An 18,328-nucleotide genomic window follows, 5' to 3' on the forward strand; every position below is an offset into this window, starting at 1 on the left:
AAAATTACACTATCGCACAAGAAAATGGATTCTAACGAATATTAATGTTTAGTTAAAGTAGTCAGTGGAAATGAGTAGCTTTACGCCAAATTGCAAATCATACCCATGTCACACTACATTTTAGACAAAGAATATAACCAAATTGTTTATCGAATTGACGAATTGAACCATTTTGAATTCGAAGCCTGCACTTTTATCAACTGTGATTTCAGCGCTTGTAATTTCCATGACCTTACTTTTATTGATTGTAATTTTACGAATTGTAATTTCAGTCAAGCACAAATTAATCATGTGAAATTTAGAACTGTATTCTTTAATTCGTGTCAATTTAAGGAAGTAAATTTTGCAATGTGTGACCAACTTATTTTTCAAATGCACTTTAAAGATTGCATCCTTGATTTTGCCAAAATGTATGCATTAAAATTGAAGCAATGTACTTTTTACAATTCCAGTTTGATTGCCGTTGATTTTATGAAAGCAGATGTATCCGGAATTTCCTTTGCGAAATGCGATTTATATCGAGCGGAGTTTGATGAAGCAAATGCTCAAAAATCAGACTTCAGTTCTAGCACAAATTATACTATAAATCCAAAACAGACGAAAATAAAAAAAGCAATCTTTTCACTCGAAGGAGCCAAAGGATTGCTTTCACATCATCAAATTATTGTGGAATAATTACAGCATTTTTTCCATTCTATAATCTTCCATCAGGTACCCAAAATCAAGTACTACATCTTCTTCAAAGGCGATTTTAAAGCCTTGATTTTCATAGAAATCTTTTGCTTTATTGAATCGATTAACATTCAATGATAACTTTAGACTATTAACTTCTAAAGCTTTGTTTTCAATGTATTGAATCAACTTTTTACCTAAACCTTTACCTTGTGTTTTCGGCAATAGATAGATTTTGTGAATTCGAGTTATCGCCTCGTTTTGAAAAGCTAATTCATAATCTGCAAAGCCTCGAATTTCATTGCTTTCTTGAATTAAAATAAAGTTGTGGTTGTCTGTGATATTTTGCTGCAATGCTTTTTCACTGTAAAACAAATCGAGCATGTAGTCCAATTGTTTTTTAGATAAAATGGCACCATAAGTAGCAGGCCAAATTTCGTGAGCCAAGTTTTTAATAGTCGATAAATCTTTAGCCGTAGCCGGAAAAATTTCAATCATAAAAATGCTTTTAATTTAAAATTATCCATGAACTGTTGAACCTTTTCCATAACTCGCGATGATGGAAGCTTCAAATTCCAACCATTCCCTCCAACGCTTTTCTACGTCAATTCCTTGTCCGTATTTTCGAGCGTAAGTGATAAAAGTAGTATAATGTGCTGCTTCACTTTCCATCAAATCCCAATAGAATTTAGATAATTCTTCATCTTGAATGTTTTCAGAAAGCACTTTAAATCGTTCGCAACTTCTTGCTTCAATCATAGCTGAAAACAACATCCGTTCTACAAAGCCAGAAACACGACTTCCTGTATTGCTTTTTTTCATGTACTTTGCCAACTCACCAACATATTCGTCTTTTCGTTCACGACCTAAAACCAAACCCCGCCTTTTGATGATTTCATGCACCATTTCGAAGTGTTCAATTTCTTCTTTGGCCAAAGCCAACATATCCGTCACTAAATCGGGATATTCTGAGTTAATAGTAACAATCGTAATGGCATTTGTAGCTGCTTTTTGTTCGCACCAAGCATGGTCTGTAAGGATTTCTTCGATATTTCCTTCTACAATATTAACCCATCTCGGGTCGGTTGGCAATTGTAATCTTAAAACTGACATTTGAATATTTTTTAAAAAAGATTAAAGGTTTAAGAATTAAATTTCTTCAATTCTTAAACCTAAAAAATAAATTAGTTTTGAAATCTAGAAAACAAACATTGCACGTTCGCTCATCATTTCATTCACTTCATCCGCTACTTCTTCTAAAACAGCTTCGTTAGTGTGGTCCGTCAAAACGCGGTCGATAAGTTCAACGATTTTATCCATATCTGCTTCAATTAAACCTCTAGTGGTAATTGCTGGAGTTCCAATTCGAATTCCAGAAGTTGTGAATGGTGATTTGTCGTCAAACGGTACCATATTTTTATTCACGGTAATCTCTGCTTTTACTAAAGCATTTTCTGCTTCTTTACCCGTAATGTTTTTGTTTCTTAAGTCAATCAACATCATGTGGTTATCTGTACCTCCAGAAACTAAATCGTATCCTCTTTTTACAAATGCAGCAGCCATTGCTTTAGCATTTTTCTGTGTTTGAAGCGAATATCTAAAAAACTCATCGGTCAACGCTTCTCCAAAAGCAACTGCTTTTGCAGCAATCGTGTGCATTAATGGTCCACCTTGATTACCTGGAAAAACAGATAAATCTAAAACAGAAGACATCATTCTTATCTCACCTTTAGGTGTTTTTAAACCCATTGGGTTTTCAAAATCTTTACCCATCAATATCATTCCACCTCTTGGACCTCTTAAGGTTTTATGTGTAGTAGTTGTAATGATATGGCAGTGAGGAACAGGGTCGTTCATCAAACCTTTGGCAATCAAACCTGCAGGATGCGAAATGTCGGCTAATAATAAAGCGCCAACACTATCGGCAATTTTGCGAAAACGTTCAAAATCCATATCACGACAGTAAGCCGAAGCTCCAGCGATAATTAATTTTGGTTGTTCTTTCGTAGCAATTTCTTGAATTTTATCATAGTCAAATTGACCTGTCTCACGTTCTACGCCGTAAAAAGAAGGACTGTATAATTTTCCAGAAAAATTTACTGGCGAACCGTGCGTTAAATGTCCTCCGTGTGATAAATCGAAACCTAAAATTTTATCTCCTGGTTTCAAAATTGCAGAAAAAACAGCAGTATTGGCTTGCGAACCTGAATGCGGTTGCACGTTTGCATATTCTGCACCAAAAAGTGCTTTTGCTCTGTCAATGGCAATTTGCTCTACCACATCTACGACTTCACATCCTCCATAATAGCGTTTTCCCGGATAGCCTTCTGCATATTTGTTAGTTAGGCAAGAACCTGCCGCTTCCATAACTTGGTCGCTTACAAAATTCTCTGAAGCAATTAATTCTAATCCATGTATTTGTCTGTCTTGTTCCTCTAATATAAGGTCAAAAATTTCTTGGTCTTGTTGCATGTAGATACTATTTAGTTAAAAACACGTCAAAAATACAAAAATCGTTTGTTAAATCCACTTATAATAATATATTTGATAACTCAATTTAAAACAACAAAACTAATATACAAAATGCCAATATCAGCAAACGACCCTCATAGAAAATCATGGCTAGAAGTACCTCAAAATTCTGATTTTCCAATACAAAACATTCCATTTGGTGTTTTTTTAACTAAAGACGATGTAATTACAATTGGAACTCGTATTGGAAACCACGCTATAGACTTAGGTGCTTTACAACAACTTAATTATTTTGAAGGAATCGAATTGACGGATGACATGTTCATGCAAGACACGTTAAACGATTTTATTTCTGACGGAAAAAAAACATGGCGATTGGTGCGAAATCGTATTGCCGAAATTTTTGACGTTGAAAATCCAAAATTAAGAGACAACGCAAAACAACGAGACATTATCATTTTTACAATGGATGAAGTTGAAATGCAATTGCCTGTTTTAATTGGCGATTACACCGATTTCTATTCAAGTAAAGAACATGCTACTAATGTAGGCACAATGTTCCGTGACCCAAATAATGCTTTACTTCCAAACTGGTTACACATTCCTGTTGGATACCATGGAAGAAGTTCAACTATTGTTCCTTCGGGAATTCCGGTTCACAGACCAATGGGACAAACGTTGCCAAATGGAGAAGATTCTCCTGTATTTGGTTCATCTCGTTTGGTAGATTTTGAATTAGAAACTGCTTTTATCACGACCGATGCAAATGTTATGGGCGAAAACATACCGGTTCATGAAGCAGAGGAATATATTTTTGGAATGGTTTTGTTGAACGATTGGAGTGCAAGAGACATTCAAAAGTGGGAATACGTTCCACTAGGACCCTTTTTAGCGAAAAACTTTGCTTCTTCGATTTCTCCTTGGATTGTAACTATGGACGCTTTGGAGCCTTTTAGAACAAAAGGACCAACTCAAGACCCAACTCCTTTACCTTATTTACAGCAAAAAGGAAAGCACTCTTTTGATATTCATTTAGAAGCGTATATCACTCCTCAAAATGCGGAAACTACATTGGTTAGTCAGTCAAATTTCAAATATATGTATTGGACAATGAGTCAACAATTGGCACACCATACTTCTAATGGATGTCGTGTAAACTCAGGAGATATGATGGGTTCTGGAACTATTTCTGGACCAACTCCAACGAGCTTTGGTTCTATGTTAGAATTAACTTGGGGTGGTAAAAATCCAATAAAAATGAGCGATGGAACTGAACGAAAATTCATCAATGACAATGATACTGTTGTTATGAAAGGTTTCTGTAAGAACAACGAAGTTCGCATTGGTTTTGGAGAAGTTTCAAGTAAACTATTACCTCCTTTTACTAGAAAATAATTTTTTAACTCAAAATATTCTAAAGTTCAATTATTGAAAAATAATTGAACTTTTTTTTGTGGCATTAATTTTGAAATTGCAAAATAAAACAGATTATATTTGCCTAAAACCTACAACCATGAAAAAAACTACTTTCTACCTATTATTACTAATCATTGCTTCGGCATGTGGTATAAAAAACACAAAAGAACTGATTAGTGAAGGCGATTATGATGCTGCAATTGAAAAAGCAACTCATAAATTAGCCAAAAATAAAACGAATAAAAAAAGTAAGGAATACATTGCACTTTTAGAAGAAGCTTTCGCAAAAGCAAAAGAACGCGATAATAACACCATTTCAATTTTAGTCAAAGATGCAAATCCTCAGAAGTTAGAGCAACTCTTCAATATTTATAAGAATTTAAACGCTCGCCAAGAAAAAATAAGACCTATTTTACCTTTAAAAGTTAATGGAAAAGAAGTTGCTTTTAACTTTGAAGATTATTCTGAACAAATTATCAGTAGCCAAAAAGCGTTGGCAAAATACCTTTACGATAATTCAAAAGCACTTTTATATACCAAAGACAAAATGAATGCACGTCGGGCTTATAATGATTTAGTGTATTTAAATGAAATTTCTGCAAGTTATAAAGATGTAAATTCTTTGATAAACGAAGCCCAATTTAAAGGAACTGATTTTGTCCAAGTTTACACCAAAAACGATACAAAAATGGTAATTCCTGTTAATTTGAACAATGCGTTATTAGATTTCAGCACCTACGGTTTAGATGATAAATGGACGGAATACCACGGGGGTAAACAAAAAAATATAACGTATGATTACGCTTTAAGCATTGCTTTTAAGCAAATAAACATTTCACCTGAACAAGTGAAAGAACGTGAATTTCTTGTTGAAAAAGAGATTATTGATGGTAAGAAAAAGCAACTTGACTCTAGAGGTCGGGTAATGAAAGACAGTTTAGGAAAAGATATAATGGTAGATAATATTAAAGTGGTAAAAGCTTTAATTAATGAAGTTCGTCAGTTTAAAACTGTGCAAGTGGTAGCCAAAATTGATTATATTAATTTGAATAGCAATCAACTTTTAGAAAGCTTTCCATTAAGTAGCGAATTTATTTTTGAAAACATATATGCTAAAATGAAAGGTGATAAAAGAGCCGTTGATTCAAAATACTGGCCAAATTTCAGAAACGGTCCGGTTCCTTTTCCAAATAATCAACAGATGGTTTTTGATACCAGCGAAGATTTAAAAAATCAGTTGAAAGCAATTATAAAAAAGAATAAGTTTAGAAAATAAAAGCAAAAACACCCAAATCACATTTAGATTTGGGTGTTTTTTTTTAAATAAAATAATATTACTTCAAAATCTGTGAAGCATGCACTTTTGTTTTTACATCCGAAATCACTTCATCGATAATACCATTTTCGTCAATAATAAAAGTAGTTCGGTGAATTCCATCATAAGTTCTTCCCATGAATTTCTTTGGTCCCCAAACGCCAAAAGCTTCAATTACTGATTTATCTTCGTCAGCCAAAAGCGGAAAAGGAAAGTTATATTTGTCTTTAAACTTGGCTTGTTTTGCTTGAGCATCGGCACTTACGCCTAAAAGCGCATAATTATTGGCTTCAAATCTGGCAAAATTATCTCTCAAATCACAAGCTTCGGCCGTACAACCTGGCGTACTTGCTTTTGGATAAAAGAAAACAACCAACTTCTTTCCTGCATAATCAGAGAGTTGGTGCATTTTATTGTCTTGGTCAAAACCTGAAAAATCAGGTGCTTTATCGCCTTTTGTTAATTGTGTCATATCTTGTATATTTGTTTGACTAAAAATAGAAAAAATGAACAAAGAAGCTCGTGCGAAATTTGTTATAAATACGTTAAAAGAATTTTACCCTACAATCCCAATTCCTTTAGAACACAAAGACCCTTATACTTTACTAATTGCCGTTTTGCTTTCCGCTCAATGTACCGATGTTCGCGTGAATCAAATAACTCCTATTCTTTTCGCTAAAGCAGATAATCCGTACGACATGGTGAAAATGACCGTTGAAGAAATTCGAGACATAATAAGACCTTGCGGCTTGTCGCCAATGAAATCAAAGGGAATTTACGGCCTTTCAAAAATGATTATTGAGCAATATGACGGAATTGTACCACAAAGTTTTGAAGCATTAGAATCCTTTCCTGCTGTTGGTCATAAAACAGCGAGTGTAGTGATGTCTCAAGCTTTTGGCGTTCCTGCTTTTCCTGTGGATACTCATATTCATAGATTGATGTACCGTTGGAATTTATCTAATGGAAAAAATGTAGTGCAAACGGAGAAAGATGCGAAACGTTTGTTTCCTGAAGAGACATGGAATGATTTGCACCTACAAATGATTTGGTACGGTCGTGAATATTGTCAAGCGAGAGGTTGGAATTTACAAAATGACATCATTACACAGACTATTGGAAGAAAATCTGTTTTAGAGGAATACGATAAAAAAACTCCCATTAAAAAATAATTTTCTAATGGGAGTTCAAATCAATTTGCAATAATCTCTATTTTAAGACCATTTACTTTCAAGTAACTTAATGCTTTAGAGTAATTCAATAAAAAAGAAATTGTTTCTTTCTTTGGTTTCATGTTAGAGGTAGCCACTGATTTTTTAGAGTAAATTTTTGCCATATTCGTTATATTTTAAGATATAACGATAAAGCGAAAGTTATATTGTCAGTTTGCCAACATTATTTTGTTTTTTTCAATAACTTTTCGAAGATTCAGTAAAGCATACCGCATTCTACCCAAAGCCGTGTTGATACTCACTCCTGTTTGCTCAGAAATTTCTTTAAAACTTAAATCTTGATACATTCGCATAATCAAAACTTGCTTCTGATCTTCAGGCAATTCTTGAACTAATTTGCGCAAATCCTCCTCTATTTGAAGTGTAATCATTTGCTTTTCAATATTTGGTGTATCATCACCTAAAATTGAAAATATAGAAAACTCTTCGGTTTCACGAAGCATCGGCATTTTTTTATTTTTTCTAAAGTGGTCAATAACTAAATTGTGTGCAATTCGCATCACCCAAGGTAGAAACTTCCCTTCTTCATTATAGGAATTTGATTTCAAGGTTTTAATCACCTTAATAAATGTATCCTGAAAAACATCATCACAGACATCTCTGTCATTGATTTTAGAGAAAATAAAATTGTAAATTCTTGATTGATGTCTGGCAATTAATGTACCTAAAGATTTTTCATCTCCAGCTATGTAATTCTTTACCAATAAAGCATCGGGGATTTGTACATTAGTCATAATTATCTTTTTAGAGTTGGTGGTCGCTTTGTAAGTGCTAAAAAGTAATTTTATGTATAGGCTAACGTTTGTTTAAGAGTTTTGTAAGTCCAAATATAACATAATAAAATCTTAAAATCCAAACATCAAATGAAAATTTAACACTTTTCCTACAATAAAAGATTCATTTAACAGTGTTTTAAAACAGGAAAGTCAATTAAAACATCGATTATCGTCTTGTATTAAAATAAAATTCGAATTGATTATCTTTGTGGAAATTGCACGTTTATACTATGAATAAAGACATTTCTAAATTAGACCCTCGAAAAAATATCATTATAAAAGGCGCTCAAGTTCACAACTTAAAAAACTTGGACGTCGCCATACCACGAAATAATCTAGTAGTCATTACAGGATTGTCAGGTTCTGGGAAATCCAGTTTGGCGTTTGACACTTTGTATGCCGAAGGGCAACGGCGTTATGTGGAAAGCTTATCTTCTTATGCCCGACAATTTCTCGGTCGGTTAGACAAGCCTAAAGTGGAATACATTAAAGGTATCGCTCCAGCAATTGCCATTGAGCAAAAAGTAAATACGACCAATGCCCGTTCTACAGTGGGAACTTCAACAGAAATCTATGATTATCTAAAACTGCTGTATGCCCGAATTGGAAAGACCTTCTCTCCTATTTCTGGCCTTGAGGTTAAAAAAGATACGGTTACCGATGGGGTCAATCAAGTGAAAACATTTACAATTGGTAGTCGATGGCTTTTGCTTTCGCCGATTCATGTAGAAAAAGACAGAACTTTAGAAGAAAAATTGGGCGTTTTATTGCAGCAAGGATTCTCCCGAATTTTAGTCAATAACGAAACCATTCGTTTAGACGATTTTACGGAAGCAATGACAAAAATCAATGCAGTAAAGAAATCAGAAGTGCTTTTAATCATCGATAGAATTGTAGTTAAAGAGGAGGAGGAATTCTACAACCGCCTTTCTGATGCCATCCAAACTGCTTTCTTTGAAGGGAAAGGGACTTCCTATTTACAAGAAGCAGATGCTACGAAGCGCTTTTCGTACAGCAATAAGTTTGAATTGGATGGTATTGATTTCTTAGAGCCTAATGTGCATTTGTTCAGTTTCAATAATCCCTATGGAGCGTGCCCTGTTTGTGGCGGTTTCGGAAATATTATTGGGATTGATGCCGAATTAGTTATTCCAAATACCACACTTTCTATTTATGAAAATGCCGTGTTTGCTTGGCGTGGCGAAAGTATGAGTTGGTACAAGGACCAATTGGTGAACAGTGCCTACTTGTTTGATTTCCCTATTCACAAACCTTATTTCGAACTTTCTGACGAGCATAAAGACTTGCTTTGGACGGGAAACAAACACTTTACAGGTTTGCATGATTTCTTTAAAGAACTGGAAGAAAAAAACTATAAAATACAAAACCGCGTGATGCTTTCACGGTACCGAGGTAAAACCAAATGTTATGCCTGCAAAGGCAAACGCTTGCGTCCGGAAGCTTCGTATGTGAAAATTGCAGGGAAAACCATTTCGGATTTGGTAGATATGCCTATCAAGCATTTGAATGCCTTTTTTCCAACATTGGAGTTATCAGAATTTGACCAGCAAGTAGCCAAACGTCTTTTGGTAGAAATCAACAATCGTTTGAGTTTCTTGGTGAATGTAGGATTGGACTACTTGACTTTAAATAGAAATTCGGCGTCCCTTTCCGGTGGTGAGTCGCAACGAATTAACTTGGCTACTTCTTTAGGAAGCAGTTTGGTGGGTTCGATGTACATTTTGGACGAACCCAGTATTGGTTTGCACCCCAAAGATACCGAGCGTTTGATTCACGTTTTGGAAGATTTAAAAGCTTTAGGAAACACCGTAATTGTGGTGGAACACGATGAAGATATTATGAAAGCTGCTGATATGATTATTGATATCGGTCCGGAAGCAGGAACTTTTGGAGGCGAATTGGTAGCTCAAGGAACTTACGACGAAATTCTGAAATCCGATTCCTTAACTTCACAGTATTTGAACGGCAAACTGGAAATTGAAGTACCCAAAAAACGCCGCACTTCTAAAAGTTATATTGAAATTTTAGGTGCTCGCGAAAACAATTTGAAGAATGTAGATGTCAAGTTTCCACTGGAAATGCTCACCGTTATTACGGGTGTTTCAGGAAGTGGAAAAAGTACGTTGGTGAAGAAAATCCTCTTTCCTGCGATGCAAAAGCAGTTGGACGGTATGGGTGAAAAGGCAGGACAGTTTAGTGAATTGAGAGGCTATTACCACCAAATTCACCACATTGAATACATCGACCAAAACCCAATAGGTAGAAGTTCGCGTTCTAATCCGGTGACGTATATCAAGGCGTATGACGATATTCGGGAGTTGTTTGCCAAACAAAAGTTGTCGAAAATTAGAGGGTATCAAGCCAAACATTTTTCGTTTAACGTAGATGGTGGTCGTTGCGAAACCTGCAAAGGCGAAGGAAGCATCAATGTAGAAATGGTTTTTATGGCCGATGTTTCGCTGCCTTGCGAAGTGTGTAACGGAAAACGCTTTAAGAAAGACGTGCTAGAGGTACAATTCAACGGGAAGAATATTGACGATATTTTGACCATGACGGTTGATGATGCGGTTGCTTTTTTTACAGAACACAACGAAGCCAAAATCATGCAGAAACTACAACCACTTCAGGATGTAGGTTTGGGTTATGTACAATTGGGGCAGTCCTCCTCTACCCTTTCTGGTGGTGAAGCACAGCGAATTAAGTTGGCTACTTTTCTTGTAAAAGGAACCACAAAACAGAAAGCTTTGTTTGTTTTTGACGAACCTACCACAGGATTGCACTTTCACGACATCAAGAAATTGTTGGCTTCCTTTAATGCGTTAATTGAAAAAGGACACTCGGTGATTGTGATTGAACACAACCTGGATTTGATAAAATGTGCCGACTGGATTATAGATTTAGGTCCCGAAGGCGGCGAAAACGGCGGTTATATTCTTGCCGAAGGAACGCCTGAAGAAGTTATGAAAAATAAGAAAAGTGTGACTGGGAAGTATTTGAAGGAGAAGTTGTAGGGGATTTGTATTAAATAAAGTTGTAAACTTGTGGATATTTACTAGTTGTGCCACAATTACTGCTCATAAAAACTATAAAACAAAATAAATGGAATTGATAAGTCAAATTATTAATGATTTAATAGATGAAGATAAATCTTTGAATTCAGCTTTACTAAAAACTAAGGTTTTAGCAAGTAGAATTCAAAATCAAGAATTATTAAATTGGGTAAGTAATGAATTGTCGGGATATAATAGTGACAATCTACCTGACTATCGCAGGGAAATCCAGAATGAACTTAAAGGGAGTTTTATAAATGGACATATGAAATACACCAACACTCAAATCCCAACTGATGGTCTTGATATAAATTTTGAAAAAAAATTAAGGACTACTGATTTCTCAGAAAGTATTTCTTCTCTTGAAAGTTTAGTCAGTAAAGAAAAGTCATCAACTTTAAGTGGTGCAATTAGAGCAGAATTAGCTTCAATAATTGAAAATAATTGGCAAAGTATGGGAAATCCTTATCTTCAAATTATATCAGTTTACAAATCTATTTCTAAAAGTTCTGTAATTGAAATAATTACAAATGTTAGAAACAAATTATTAGATTTTATGCTTGAACTTGATGGCAAATATGGAGATTTAACAGAAATAAAAGATTTGAAAATGAAAAAAGAAGAAATATCATCAATTGTAAATAACACAATTATTAATGGTGATGGAAATATTTTCAATTCAGGAAAAAATGTAAAAATTACTAATTCTGCAAATATCAATAAAGCTAATAAAGAAGATTTAGTTAAGCATTTAAGAGATATTGGTTTAAATGAGGAAGATACTTCCGAAATTGTCGAAATAATAGATTCAGAAAATCCAGATTTTAAAAATGAAAAATTTGGAGTTAAAGTAAATACATGGATTGGAAAAATGATTGGTAAAACTCTTGATGGAAGTTGGAATGTTGGAATTGGAGCGGCAGGCACATTATTAGCTGAAGCAATAAAAAAATATTACGGAATGTAAAATAATTTACCCCTATCCGAAGTCTCCCGACTTCGGATTAATTTTAAACCATCATCTCCCAACTGTAGAACCATCAAGTTCTACCACTTCTAACTTTCTAACCCTTTTGCATCTCGTATTTCTGAACAAACAAAATATTTTGTATTTTTGATTTAAATCACACGAAAATGACTTTTACAGACAAGAACATCGTAGAGAATTATTTTGGGTTATTCGAAAGTTTAAATGCAATAAGTAAGCTTGAGCTTATCGAAAAACTGAAAAAATCATTAAAAGCAGAAAGCAAAAATAAGGAAGATGACTTCTATGCTTCTTTTGGTGCTTTTTCCACAGAAAAAACTTCTGATGAAATAAATACAGCTCTCAAATCAAGTAGAAAATTTAGAACGAAAGAAATAAAATTTTAATGAAATACTTACTTGATACTAATATTTGTATCCATTTTCTTCGTGGAAAGTTTGAGATGGATATAATGCTCAAATCAAAAGGTTTGGAGAACTGCTATATTTCAGAAATAACTGTTTTAGAACTACGATTTGGTGCAGAAAATAGTGTTGACAAATCAAAATCTCATAAGGCTGTAGATGTATTTTTGAAAGGTATCGTAATAATTCCCATCTACGGTTCCATAAATAAATATGCGGAAGAAAAAGTACGACTCAATAAGCTTGGTACTCCGCAAAACGATGAATTCGATTTATTGATTGGTGCAACTGCAATCGAAAACAAATTAATTTTAGTTACAGAAAACACCAAGGATTTCGATAGATTGAAAGGTATTAAAATGGAGAATTGGGTGGTTAGAAAGTAATATAGTTATTTTAAATCCGCTATCCACTATCCCAACCCTCCCATCATTCTAAATCACCTCCTTACAACTGTAGAACCCTCAAATCACAATACATCTACCCTTATTCCTATACGAATACCATAAAATTATATAAGAAATGTATTGTTTTTTATATGAAATGCATCATAATAAATTAAATACGCATACATTCCAATACGAATGTCATCATATTACATTACATCTATGAATATTCCTATAGGAATACCATCTAATTACATCGCATCTGTGAATATTCCTATAGTAATGTCATTTAGTTACATCGCATCTGTGAATATTTCTATAGGAATGTCATTTAGTTACATCACATCTGTGAATATTCCTATAGGAATGCCATTTAATTACATTGCATCTGTAATTTTTAATAGGCTTATGTACTTTTTAATTTTCAGAAAAGCCCACTGTTTACTAGTAATACTGACTGTTAGCTTACTATATTTTCAAAATACTGTAAAAAATTTCTTAAACCATTTGTAATTTGTATCAAAAACTTTACTAATTTTAGGTCAATTATTAATTTAAACAACAAATTATATGGAACAAAACGTCCCTGGCGAAGAAAAAGCCAAACCGGTAAGAACCCAAACAATTCCTCTCGCCGAAATTGATTTGGGCAACGTAGTTACTCTTGCTAGTGCCAAATGGAAAGGTAATCCTTGGCTCACTATGCTTTGGCTCAAGCAAGCCGAGTTTGACGCTGATGCAAAAAGTTTTAATGCAATTTTAGGCCTAAAGATGGATGAAAGTACAGATGTTTCTCCTATTTCTACCGCTTTAGGAAATCTTGATAAAATTATGGATGGCCACATGAGTTATGTGAAGGGTTATATTGACGACAAGTATGACAAAAAGGATGCTACGAGTTATTATGGTGCCTTTGGGTTTGTTTATAAATATAAAAAGTATGCCTTTCCTCTTGACCAAAATAGACGTTTGGCAGCTTTAAAGTTGATGGTTTCGGGCTTGAAAAAGCATGACTTAGAGGACCGAAAATATGGATTGACGTTCTGGACGGATATTATGACCAATTATGAGACGCTTTTAGGTCAATCTAACGCTTTGGACGGGGATATTTCGGTAAAAGTGGGTGAGAAAAACGTGATTAAGAAAAGATTAAAAAAAGCGTTAACTGCTATAGTGTATGGTATTAAAAGTAACAAACCAGATACTTACAAGCAAGAATTGCGCGACTGGGGTTTCCAGAAAGAGAAGTATTAAAAAGTTTTGTTCTGTTTTGCAAATGCCACGATTTTTACGAGTCTTGGCATTTTTTGTTTATCCCGCTATCCGAAGTGTCCCGAATTCGGATTAATTTAAAATCATCTTCTACAACTTGAAATTCTCCTACAGACCGCTAAAAATAAATACACTAAGCATTAAAAAAATGGAAGTTGTAATTGATAATCAAAATATATTTATATTTGAATTACCAATAATCACAATTGCTAATTCTAACATCCCCAAAATGAAAAAAATTCTTTTTACATTATTGTTCAGTAGCTCTTTCGGATTTGCTCAAGAAATAGAAACCGATAAATTTCAAATACATAGTATTTCCGTTTCTCCAATAGGTTTTTACGCCAGCCAAGCGAGTGCGGGTTTTGGTGCAAATGCAGATGTAGCGGTGAATTATGGTAAAAACATTTTTAAATTATATGCTAACGGAGGTTCTGAATTTGTAATTAATACATTTGGAGCCTCTATTTATGATAGCTATGAAGAATATGGCATTTTATATGGGAGAACAATACAACTAAAAAGTAAAGTTGATTTTGACTACTTTGCAGGTCTTTCATTCTTCAAGTATACCTCCAATAATAACTCAAGCGCTTCAGAATATGACTATTATTATGAGCCAAATGCTGAAGAGTCTGTAAAAAAAGTTATTGGAGTACCATTACAAGCAAAACTTCGTTTTAAATTAACTCGAGTTTTCTCATTAGGGTTGCAATTGCATACCAATATAAATACGGCAACATCTATTTTTCAACCAGGTTTCTTTGTACAATTCAAATTATAAAAAATTTCATCGCACTTATATAGCTCGAATTTACTATCCGTTCCCCACTAGCGCGAATGTCCCGATTGTGCAAGTTCCAGTAGTGCATAACGTTTAGTAAGGTTAGGCGCGCTTAATATTAATAACTATTTTATCAGGTATTGCGCGACTGGGGTTTCCAGAAAGAGAAGTATTAAAAAGTTTTGTTCTGTTTTGCAAATGCCACGATTTTTACGAGTCTTGGCATTTTTTGTTTATCACGTTTTAAATTATTTTTATCAAAATTGCACGGACTATTCGCCAATCCTAATTTTACACTTCTTTCCGCAATACCTCTAATGGCGGACTATTCAATACCGATTTCAAATTGCTTAAACCAATAAGAACGACTAAAAATGTAATTCCCGGCAGAAAAACTAGAAAGGGAATGGCAGAAGGTATAAACGGCTCTTTAAATAAAAACAGTGCTAACAACTGACTGCCTATTAAGGATAACAAGACGCCTGTTAAGCTCCCAAGAATTCCCAAATAGATGTACTCCAATGCCGTAATTTGTAAAATTTGTTTGCTTTTGGCACCCAAAGTTCGCAATAGGACACTTTCTTTAATGCGTTGGTATTTGCTATTTCTAACAGAACCTACCAGCACTATCAAACCTGTTAGTATACTAAAGAAGGCCATGAAATTAATAATCCATGCAATTTTATCTAAAATATCTTCAACAATGGTAAACACTTGGCGTAAATCTAAAATGGTCACGTTGGGATATTTTTCTACTAAATCCCGTTGCAAAGCCGCAGAACTTTCTTTAGTGGGCACATACGTAGTGATCACATTAAACTGCGGGGCATTTTCTAGGACACCTGTGGGAAATAAAACCGTAAAATTTATTTGCAAACTTGTCCAATCTACTTTTCGAATGCTCCCTACAAAAGTTTCCATCAAAACACCTTGAATGTTAAAAACAACTTTATCACCCAGTTTTAAATCGGCATCTTTGGCCAAATTATCTGAAATAGATATTGGGACGGGTTTTCCAGAGGTTGCTTTTCCGGTCCATTCACCTTCTATTAATTCTTCGGTTTTTGATAAAGCATCGCGATATGTGACTCTAAATTCGTGATTCAAAACCCATTTACGCATGTCAATCGTAGTGTCTTGACGCATTTCATTTACTGATCTGCCACGAATGCGCTGCATCCGCATGGTGACAATAGGGACATTATCAATCACGTCTAATCCTTTATTTTTAAAAGTTTGTAATAGTGCTGTTTCTTGTTCGGCTTGTACATCAAGTAAAATAATATTGGCATCGTTCTTTTTATTTTCTAAAGAGGTTTTAGCCAGTAAAATATCTTTTGTAAAATATAATGTACTTATTAAAAAAGTGCCTAAACCAATTGCTAAAACAAGTACCATGGTCTGGTTATTGGGTCGAAATAAGTTTAGCAAACTTTGGCGTTTAGTATAACCCCAAGAACTTGGAAAATACTTTTTTATCAATTGGATGAATAAGTGAGCTACACCAGCCATAATGGCAATGGTAACGAATATTCCGCCTGTAAAAATCAATCCATCAAGGGCGTCTTTCAGCATCCAAAAGGAAAACAGGTAAATAAAAACTACGATGGTTGCATATACTGCATTGCGTGCAAATTTCGGTTTTTGTAAGTTGTCTTCCGAATTTCTTAAAACCTCTAACGGCGAAACATACCACGTACCTAGCAATGGCAATAATGCAAATAAAACCGACATCAAAACACCCAGTGCCACACCCATAAGTACGGGTTGTCCAGATATAATAACCTCCACATTAAAAGGCAGAAAATCTTGTAAAATATAAGGAAACGCATATTGTATACCCGCACCAATTGCCGAACCAATCAAGCCACCTACAAGACCAATACTAATAATTTGCAGTAAATAAATTAAAAACGTTTGTCTCCGCGACGCACCTAAACATTTTAAAACAGCCACATTTCGTAGTTTCTCTTTAATGTAAATGTGTACAGAACTCGCAATACCAATGCAACCCAGTAAAAGTGCAATAAAAGCCACTAAATTTAAAAACCGACCTACATTATCATACCGTTTTCCTAAACGTTCGCTGGTGCTGATGTGTGTATCTAAATCCGCATTTTCTGCTTCAAGAACGGGGTTTAATTTTTCACTTAAAGTAGTTAGATTTGCGTTGGGTGCTTTAAAAAAATACTGATATTCTTTTCTACTTCCCAATTGTAATAAGTCTGTTTGACCTAGTAATCTGTATGGAATTAAAACTGTAGGTGCTACAGAAGTGGAAATCGCTGTAGTTCCAGGAATAGATTGCAGTACACCAATAATAGGAAGCGTTAATTCACCAATTTTGATAGAATCGCCCGGCTTCATTTTATATTGTAATAGCAAAGTTGCATCTACTAAAGCACCACCAAGACGTTGATAGTTTTGCCCGGCTTCCGCGGGTTCTGTAGTAATAGTCCCGTAAAACGGAAACTGCCCTTCCATAGCCCTTACTTTGACTAATTTTGTTCCGCCATTTTTAGGAAAAGCCGCCATCGAAACAAAGTTAACTTCAGAAGCATCGGCACCTAAAGAATCTACTATAGCTAGTACTTTTTCAGAAGGTTCTTGCTTACTGTCAATAACAAAATCAGCACCCATTAAGGATTTTGACTGGCTTTGAATGTTTTGTTTTAAATTATCACTAAACAATTGAATAGAAACTACCGCCGCGATACCTAAAATGATGGATGCCATGAACAGCATTAGTCTGGAAAGGCTTGCTTTACCATCGCGCCAAGCCATTTTTAAAAGCCATTGAAAATTCAATTTCGAATTGATATTGCTCATTAAATAGTTCTTGTTTTTTCGTTTGAAATCACTTTTCCACCTTTTAGTCGTAGAATTTGTTGTGTCCGATTTGCCAAATCTAAATCATGTGTGATAATTACTAAAGTAGTACCCGCTTCTTTATTCAATTCAAAAAGCAATTGAATGACCTTTTCACCGGTTTCTTCATCTAGATTTCCCGTAGGTTCATCTGCAAATAAAATAGAAGGTTTATTTGAAAAGGCTCTCGCTAAAGCCACACGTTGTTGTTCTCCTCCAGATAATTGCGAAGGATAATGATGTAAACGATCGCTTAATCCTACTTTTTCTAATAAGGCTTTGCCGTATGTAACTGCCTGTTTTTCGCCTTGCAATTCTAAAGGAACAATCACGTTTTCCAAAGCCGTTAATGTGGGCAACAATTGAAAATTTTGAAATATAAAGCCTACTTCCTTGTTTCGCAATGCAGCACGTTCATCTTCATTTAACGATTGTAAAGCTATACCACACAGTTCAATAGTTCCCGAACTCGGATAATCCAAACCTGCACAAAGGCCTAGTAAAGTGGTTTTTCCGCTTCCAGAAGGACCAACAATAGAAAAGGTAGAACCCTTTTCTACTTCAAATGAAATATTGCTAATTACTGTTAATTTTTTAGAACCACTGTTATAAGTTTTCTCTAAATCATTAATCTTTAATATATTTGACATTCTTTATTAAATTTTTTATATA

At 34.5% G+C, this 18,328-nt stretch carries 18 protein-coding genes; 10 read left to right on the top strand and 8 right to left on the bottom strand.

What is annotated here, in order from left to right; all coding sequences use genetic code 11:
- Window positions 1-105 precede the first annotated feature (105 nt).
- On the top strand, window positions 106-675 hold the full coding sequence (locus tag ACQ5J2_RS12955; RefSeq protein WP_432670888.1) for a pentapeptide repeat-containing protein: 570 nt from the start codon (window positions 106-108) through the stop codon (window positions 673-675).
- Here ACQ5J2_RS12955 and ACQ5J2_RS12960 read toward each other — a convergent pair whose 3' ends face one another.
- From ACQ5J2_RS12960 to glyA, 3 genes are all read right to left on the bottom strand, one after another.
- Window positions 676-1,170, bottom strand: coding sequence for a GNAT family N-acetyltransferase (locus ACQ5J2_RS12960; RefSeq protein WP_432670889.1), 495 nt, complete (start codon window positions 1,168-1,170; stop codon window positions 676-678).
- Window positions 1,171-1,191: 21 nt separating this feature from the next.
- Complete coding sequence (locus ACQ5J2_RS12965; RefSeq protein WP_432670890.1) at window positions 1,192-1,785, bottom strand: tRNA-(ms[2]io[6]A)-hydroxylase; 594 nt, start codon at window positions 1,783-1,785, stop codon at window positions 1,192-1,194.
- Window positions 1,786-1,869: 84 nt separating this feature from the next.
- Window positions 1,870-3,144 (bottom strand): serine hydroxymethyltransferase, encoded by a 1,275-nt coding sequence (gene glyA / locus ACQ5J2_RS12970; RefSeq protein ID WP_432670891.1) that lies wholly within the window; start codon window positions 3,142-3,144, stop codon window positions 1,870-1,872.
- Between the two features lie 111 nt (window positions 3,145-3,255).
- On the opposite strand from glyA, the gene fahA reads away from it, so the two are divergent.
- Together fahA and ACQ5J2_RS12980 are read left to right on the top strand one after the other, a co-directional pair.
- Complete coding sequence (gene fahA, locus ACQ5J2_RS12975; RefSeq protein WP_432670892.1) at window positions 3,256-4,539, top strand: fumarylacetoacetase; 1,284 nt, start codon at window positions 3,256-3,258, stop codon at window positions 4,537-4,539.
- Between the two features lie 118 nt (window positions 4,540-4,657).
- Window positions 4,658-5,836 carry a hypothetical protein gene (locus tag ACQ5J2_RS12980; protein WP_432670893.1) on the top strand — a complete coding sequence of 393 codons (1,179 nt, stop codon included), beginning with the start codon at window positions 4,658-4,660 and terminating at the stop codon, window positions 5,834-5,836.
- 58 nt (window positions 5,837-5,894) lie between these two features.
- On the opposite strand, the gene bcp is transcribed toward ACQ5J2_RS12980, so the two are convergent.
- Window positions 5,895-6,347 carry a thioredoxin-dependent thiol peroxidase gene (gene bcp, locus ACQ5J2_RS12985; RefSeq protein WP_432670894.1) on the bottom strand — a complete coding sequence of 151 codons (453 nt, stop codon included), beginning with the start codon at window positions 6,345-6,347 and terminating at the stop codon, window positions 5,895-5,897.
- Window positions 6,348-6,381: 34 nt separating this feature from the next.
- Between bcp and ACQ5J2_RS12990 the strand changes: the two genes are divergently transcribed.
- Window positions 6,382-7,047 (top strand): endonuclease III domain-containing protein, encoded by a 666-nt coding sequence (locus tag ACQ5J2_RS12990; RefSeq protein ID WP_432670895.1) that lies wholly within the window; start codon window positions 6,382-6,384, stop codon window positions 7,045-7,047.
- 20 nt (window positions 7,048-7,067) lie between these two features.
- Here the strand turns inward: ACQ5J2_RS12990 and ACQ5J2_RS12995 are convergent, their stop codons facing one another.
- Together ACQ5J2_RS12995 and ACQ5J2_RS13000 are read right to left on the bottom strand one after the other, a co-directional pair.
- A complete protein-coding gene (locus ACQ5J2_RS12995) occupies window positions 7,068-7,211 on the bottom strand; it encodes a hypothetical protein (protein WP_432670896.1) in 144 nt (47 codons plus the stop codon).
- Window positions 7,212-7,256: 45 nt separating this feature from the next.
- A complete protein-coding gene (locus ACQ5J2_RS13000; protein WP_432670897.1) occupies window positions 7,257-7,841 on the bottom strand; it encodes an RNA polymerase sigma factor in 585 nt (194 codons plus the stop codon).
- Between the two features lie 272 nt (window positions 7,842-8,113).
- Here ACQ5J2_RS13000 and uvrA point away from each other — a divergent pair, with 272 nt between their 5' ends.
- The 6 genes from uvrA (at window position 8,114) to ACQ5J2_RS13030 (ending at window position 14,788) form a co-directional block, all read left to right on the top strand.
- Window positions 8,114-10,915 (top strand): excinuclease ABC subunit UvrA, encoded by a 2,802-nt coding sequence (gene uvrA, locus ACQ5J2_RS13005; protein WP_432670898.1) that lies wholly within the window; start codon window positions 8,114-8,116, stop codon window positions 10,913-10,915.
- Between the two features lie 88 nt (window positions 10,916-11,003).
- Window positions 11,004-11,921, top strand: coding sequence for a hypothetical protein (locus ACQ5J2_RS13010; protein ID WP_432670899.1), 918 nt, complete (start codon window positions 11,004-11,006; stop codon window positions 11,919-11,921).
- A gap of 167 nt (window positions 11,922-12,088) precedes the next feature.
- Window positions 12,089-12,328 carry a hypothetical protein gene (locus tag ACQ5J2_RS13015; RefSeq protein WP_432670900.1) on the top strand — a complete coding sequence of 80 codons (240 nt, stop codon included), beginning with the start codon at window positions 12,089-12,091 and terminating at the stop codon, window positions 12,326-12,328.
- Complete coding sequence (locus tag ACQ5J2_RS13020; protein WP_432670901.1) at window positions 12,328-12,732, top strand: type II toxin-antitoxin system VapC family toxin; 405 nt, start codon at window positions 12,328-12,330, stop codon at window positions 12,730-12,732. Before ACQ5J2_RS13015 ends, ACQ5J2_RS13020 begins: the two co-directional genes overlap by 1 nt.
- Window positions 12,733-13,302: 570 nt before the next feature.
- On the top strand, window positions 13,303-13,986 hold the full coding sequence (locus ACQ5J2_RS13025; RefSeq protein ID WP_432670902.1) for a hypothetical protein: 684 nt from the start codon (window positions 13,303-13,305) through the stop codon (window positions 13,984-13,986).
- Window positions 13,987-14,233: 247 nt separating this feature from the next.
- Window positions 14,234-14,788: a hypothetical protein gene (locus ACQ5J2_RS13030; protein ID WP_432670903.1), complete on the top strand. Its 555-nt coding sequence runs from the start codon at window positions 14,234-14,236 to the stop codon at window positions 14,786-14,788.
- Window positions 14,789-15,079: 291 nt separating this feature from the next.
- Here ACQ5J2_RS13030 and ACQ5J2_RS13035 read toward each other — a convergent pair whose 3' ends face one another.
- Entirely contained in the window at window positions 15,080-17,572 is a 2,493-nt protein-coding gene (locus tag ACQ5J2_RS13035) for an ABC transporter permease (RefSeq protein ID WP_432673315.1), read from the bottom strand.
- 44 nt (window positions 17,573-17,616) lie between these two features.
- Window positions 17,617-18,306, bottom strand: a complete 690-nt coding sequence (locus ACQ5J2_RS13040; RefSeq protein WP_432670904.1) for an ABC transporter ATP-binding protein — start codon at window positions 18,304-18,306, stop codon at window positions 17,617-17,619.
- Window positions 18,307-18,328 lie beyond the last annotated feature (22 nt).

The sequence above is a fragment of the Flavobacterium sp. SM2513 genome, from assembly GCF_050908145.1.
In the GTDB taxonomy this organism is placed as follows: domain Bacteria; phylum Bacteroidota; class Bacteroidia; order Flavobacteriales; family Flavobacteriaceae; genus Flavobacterium.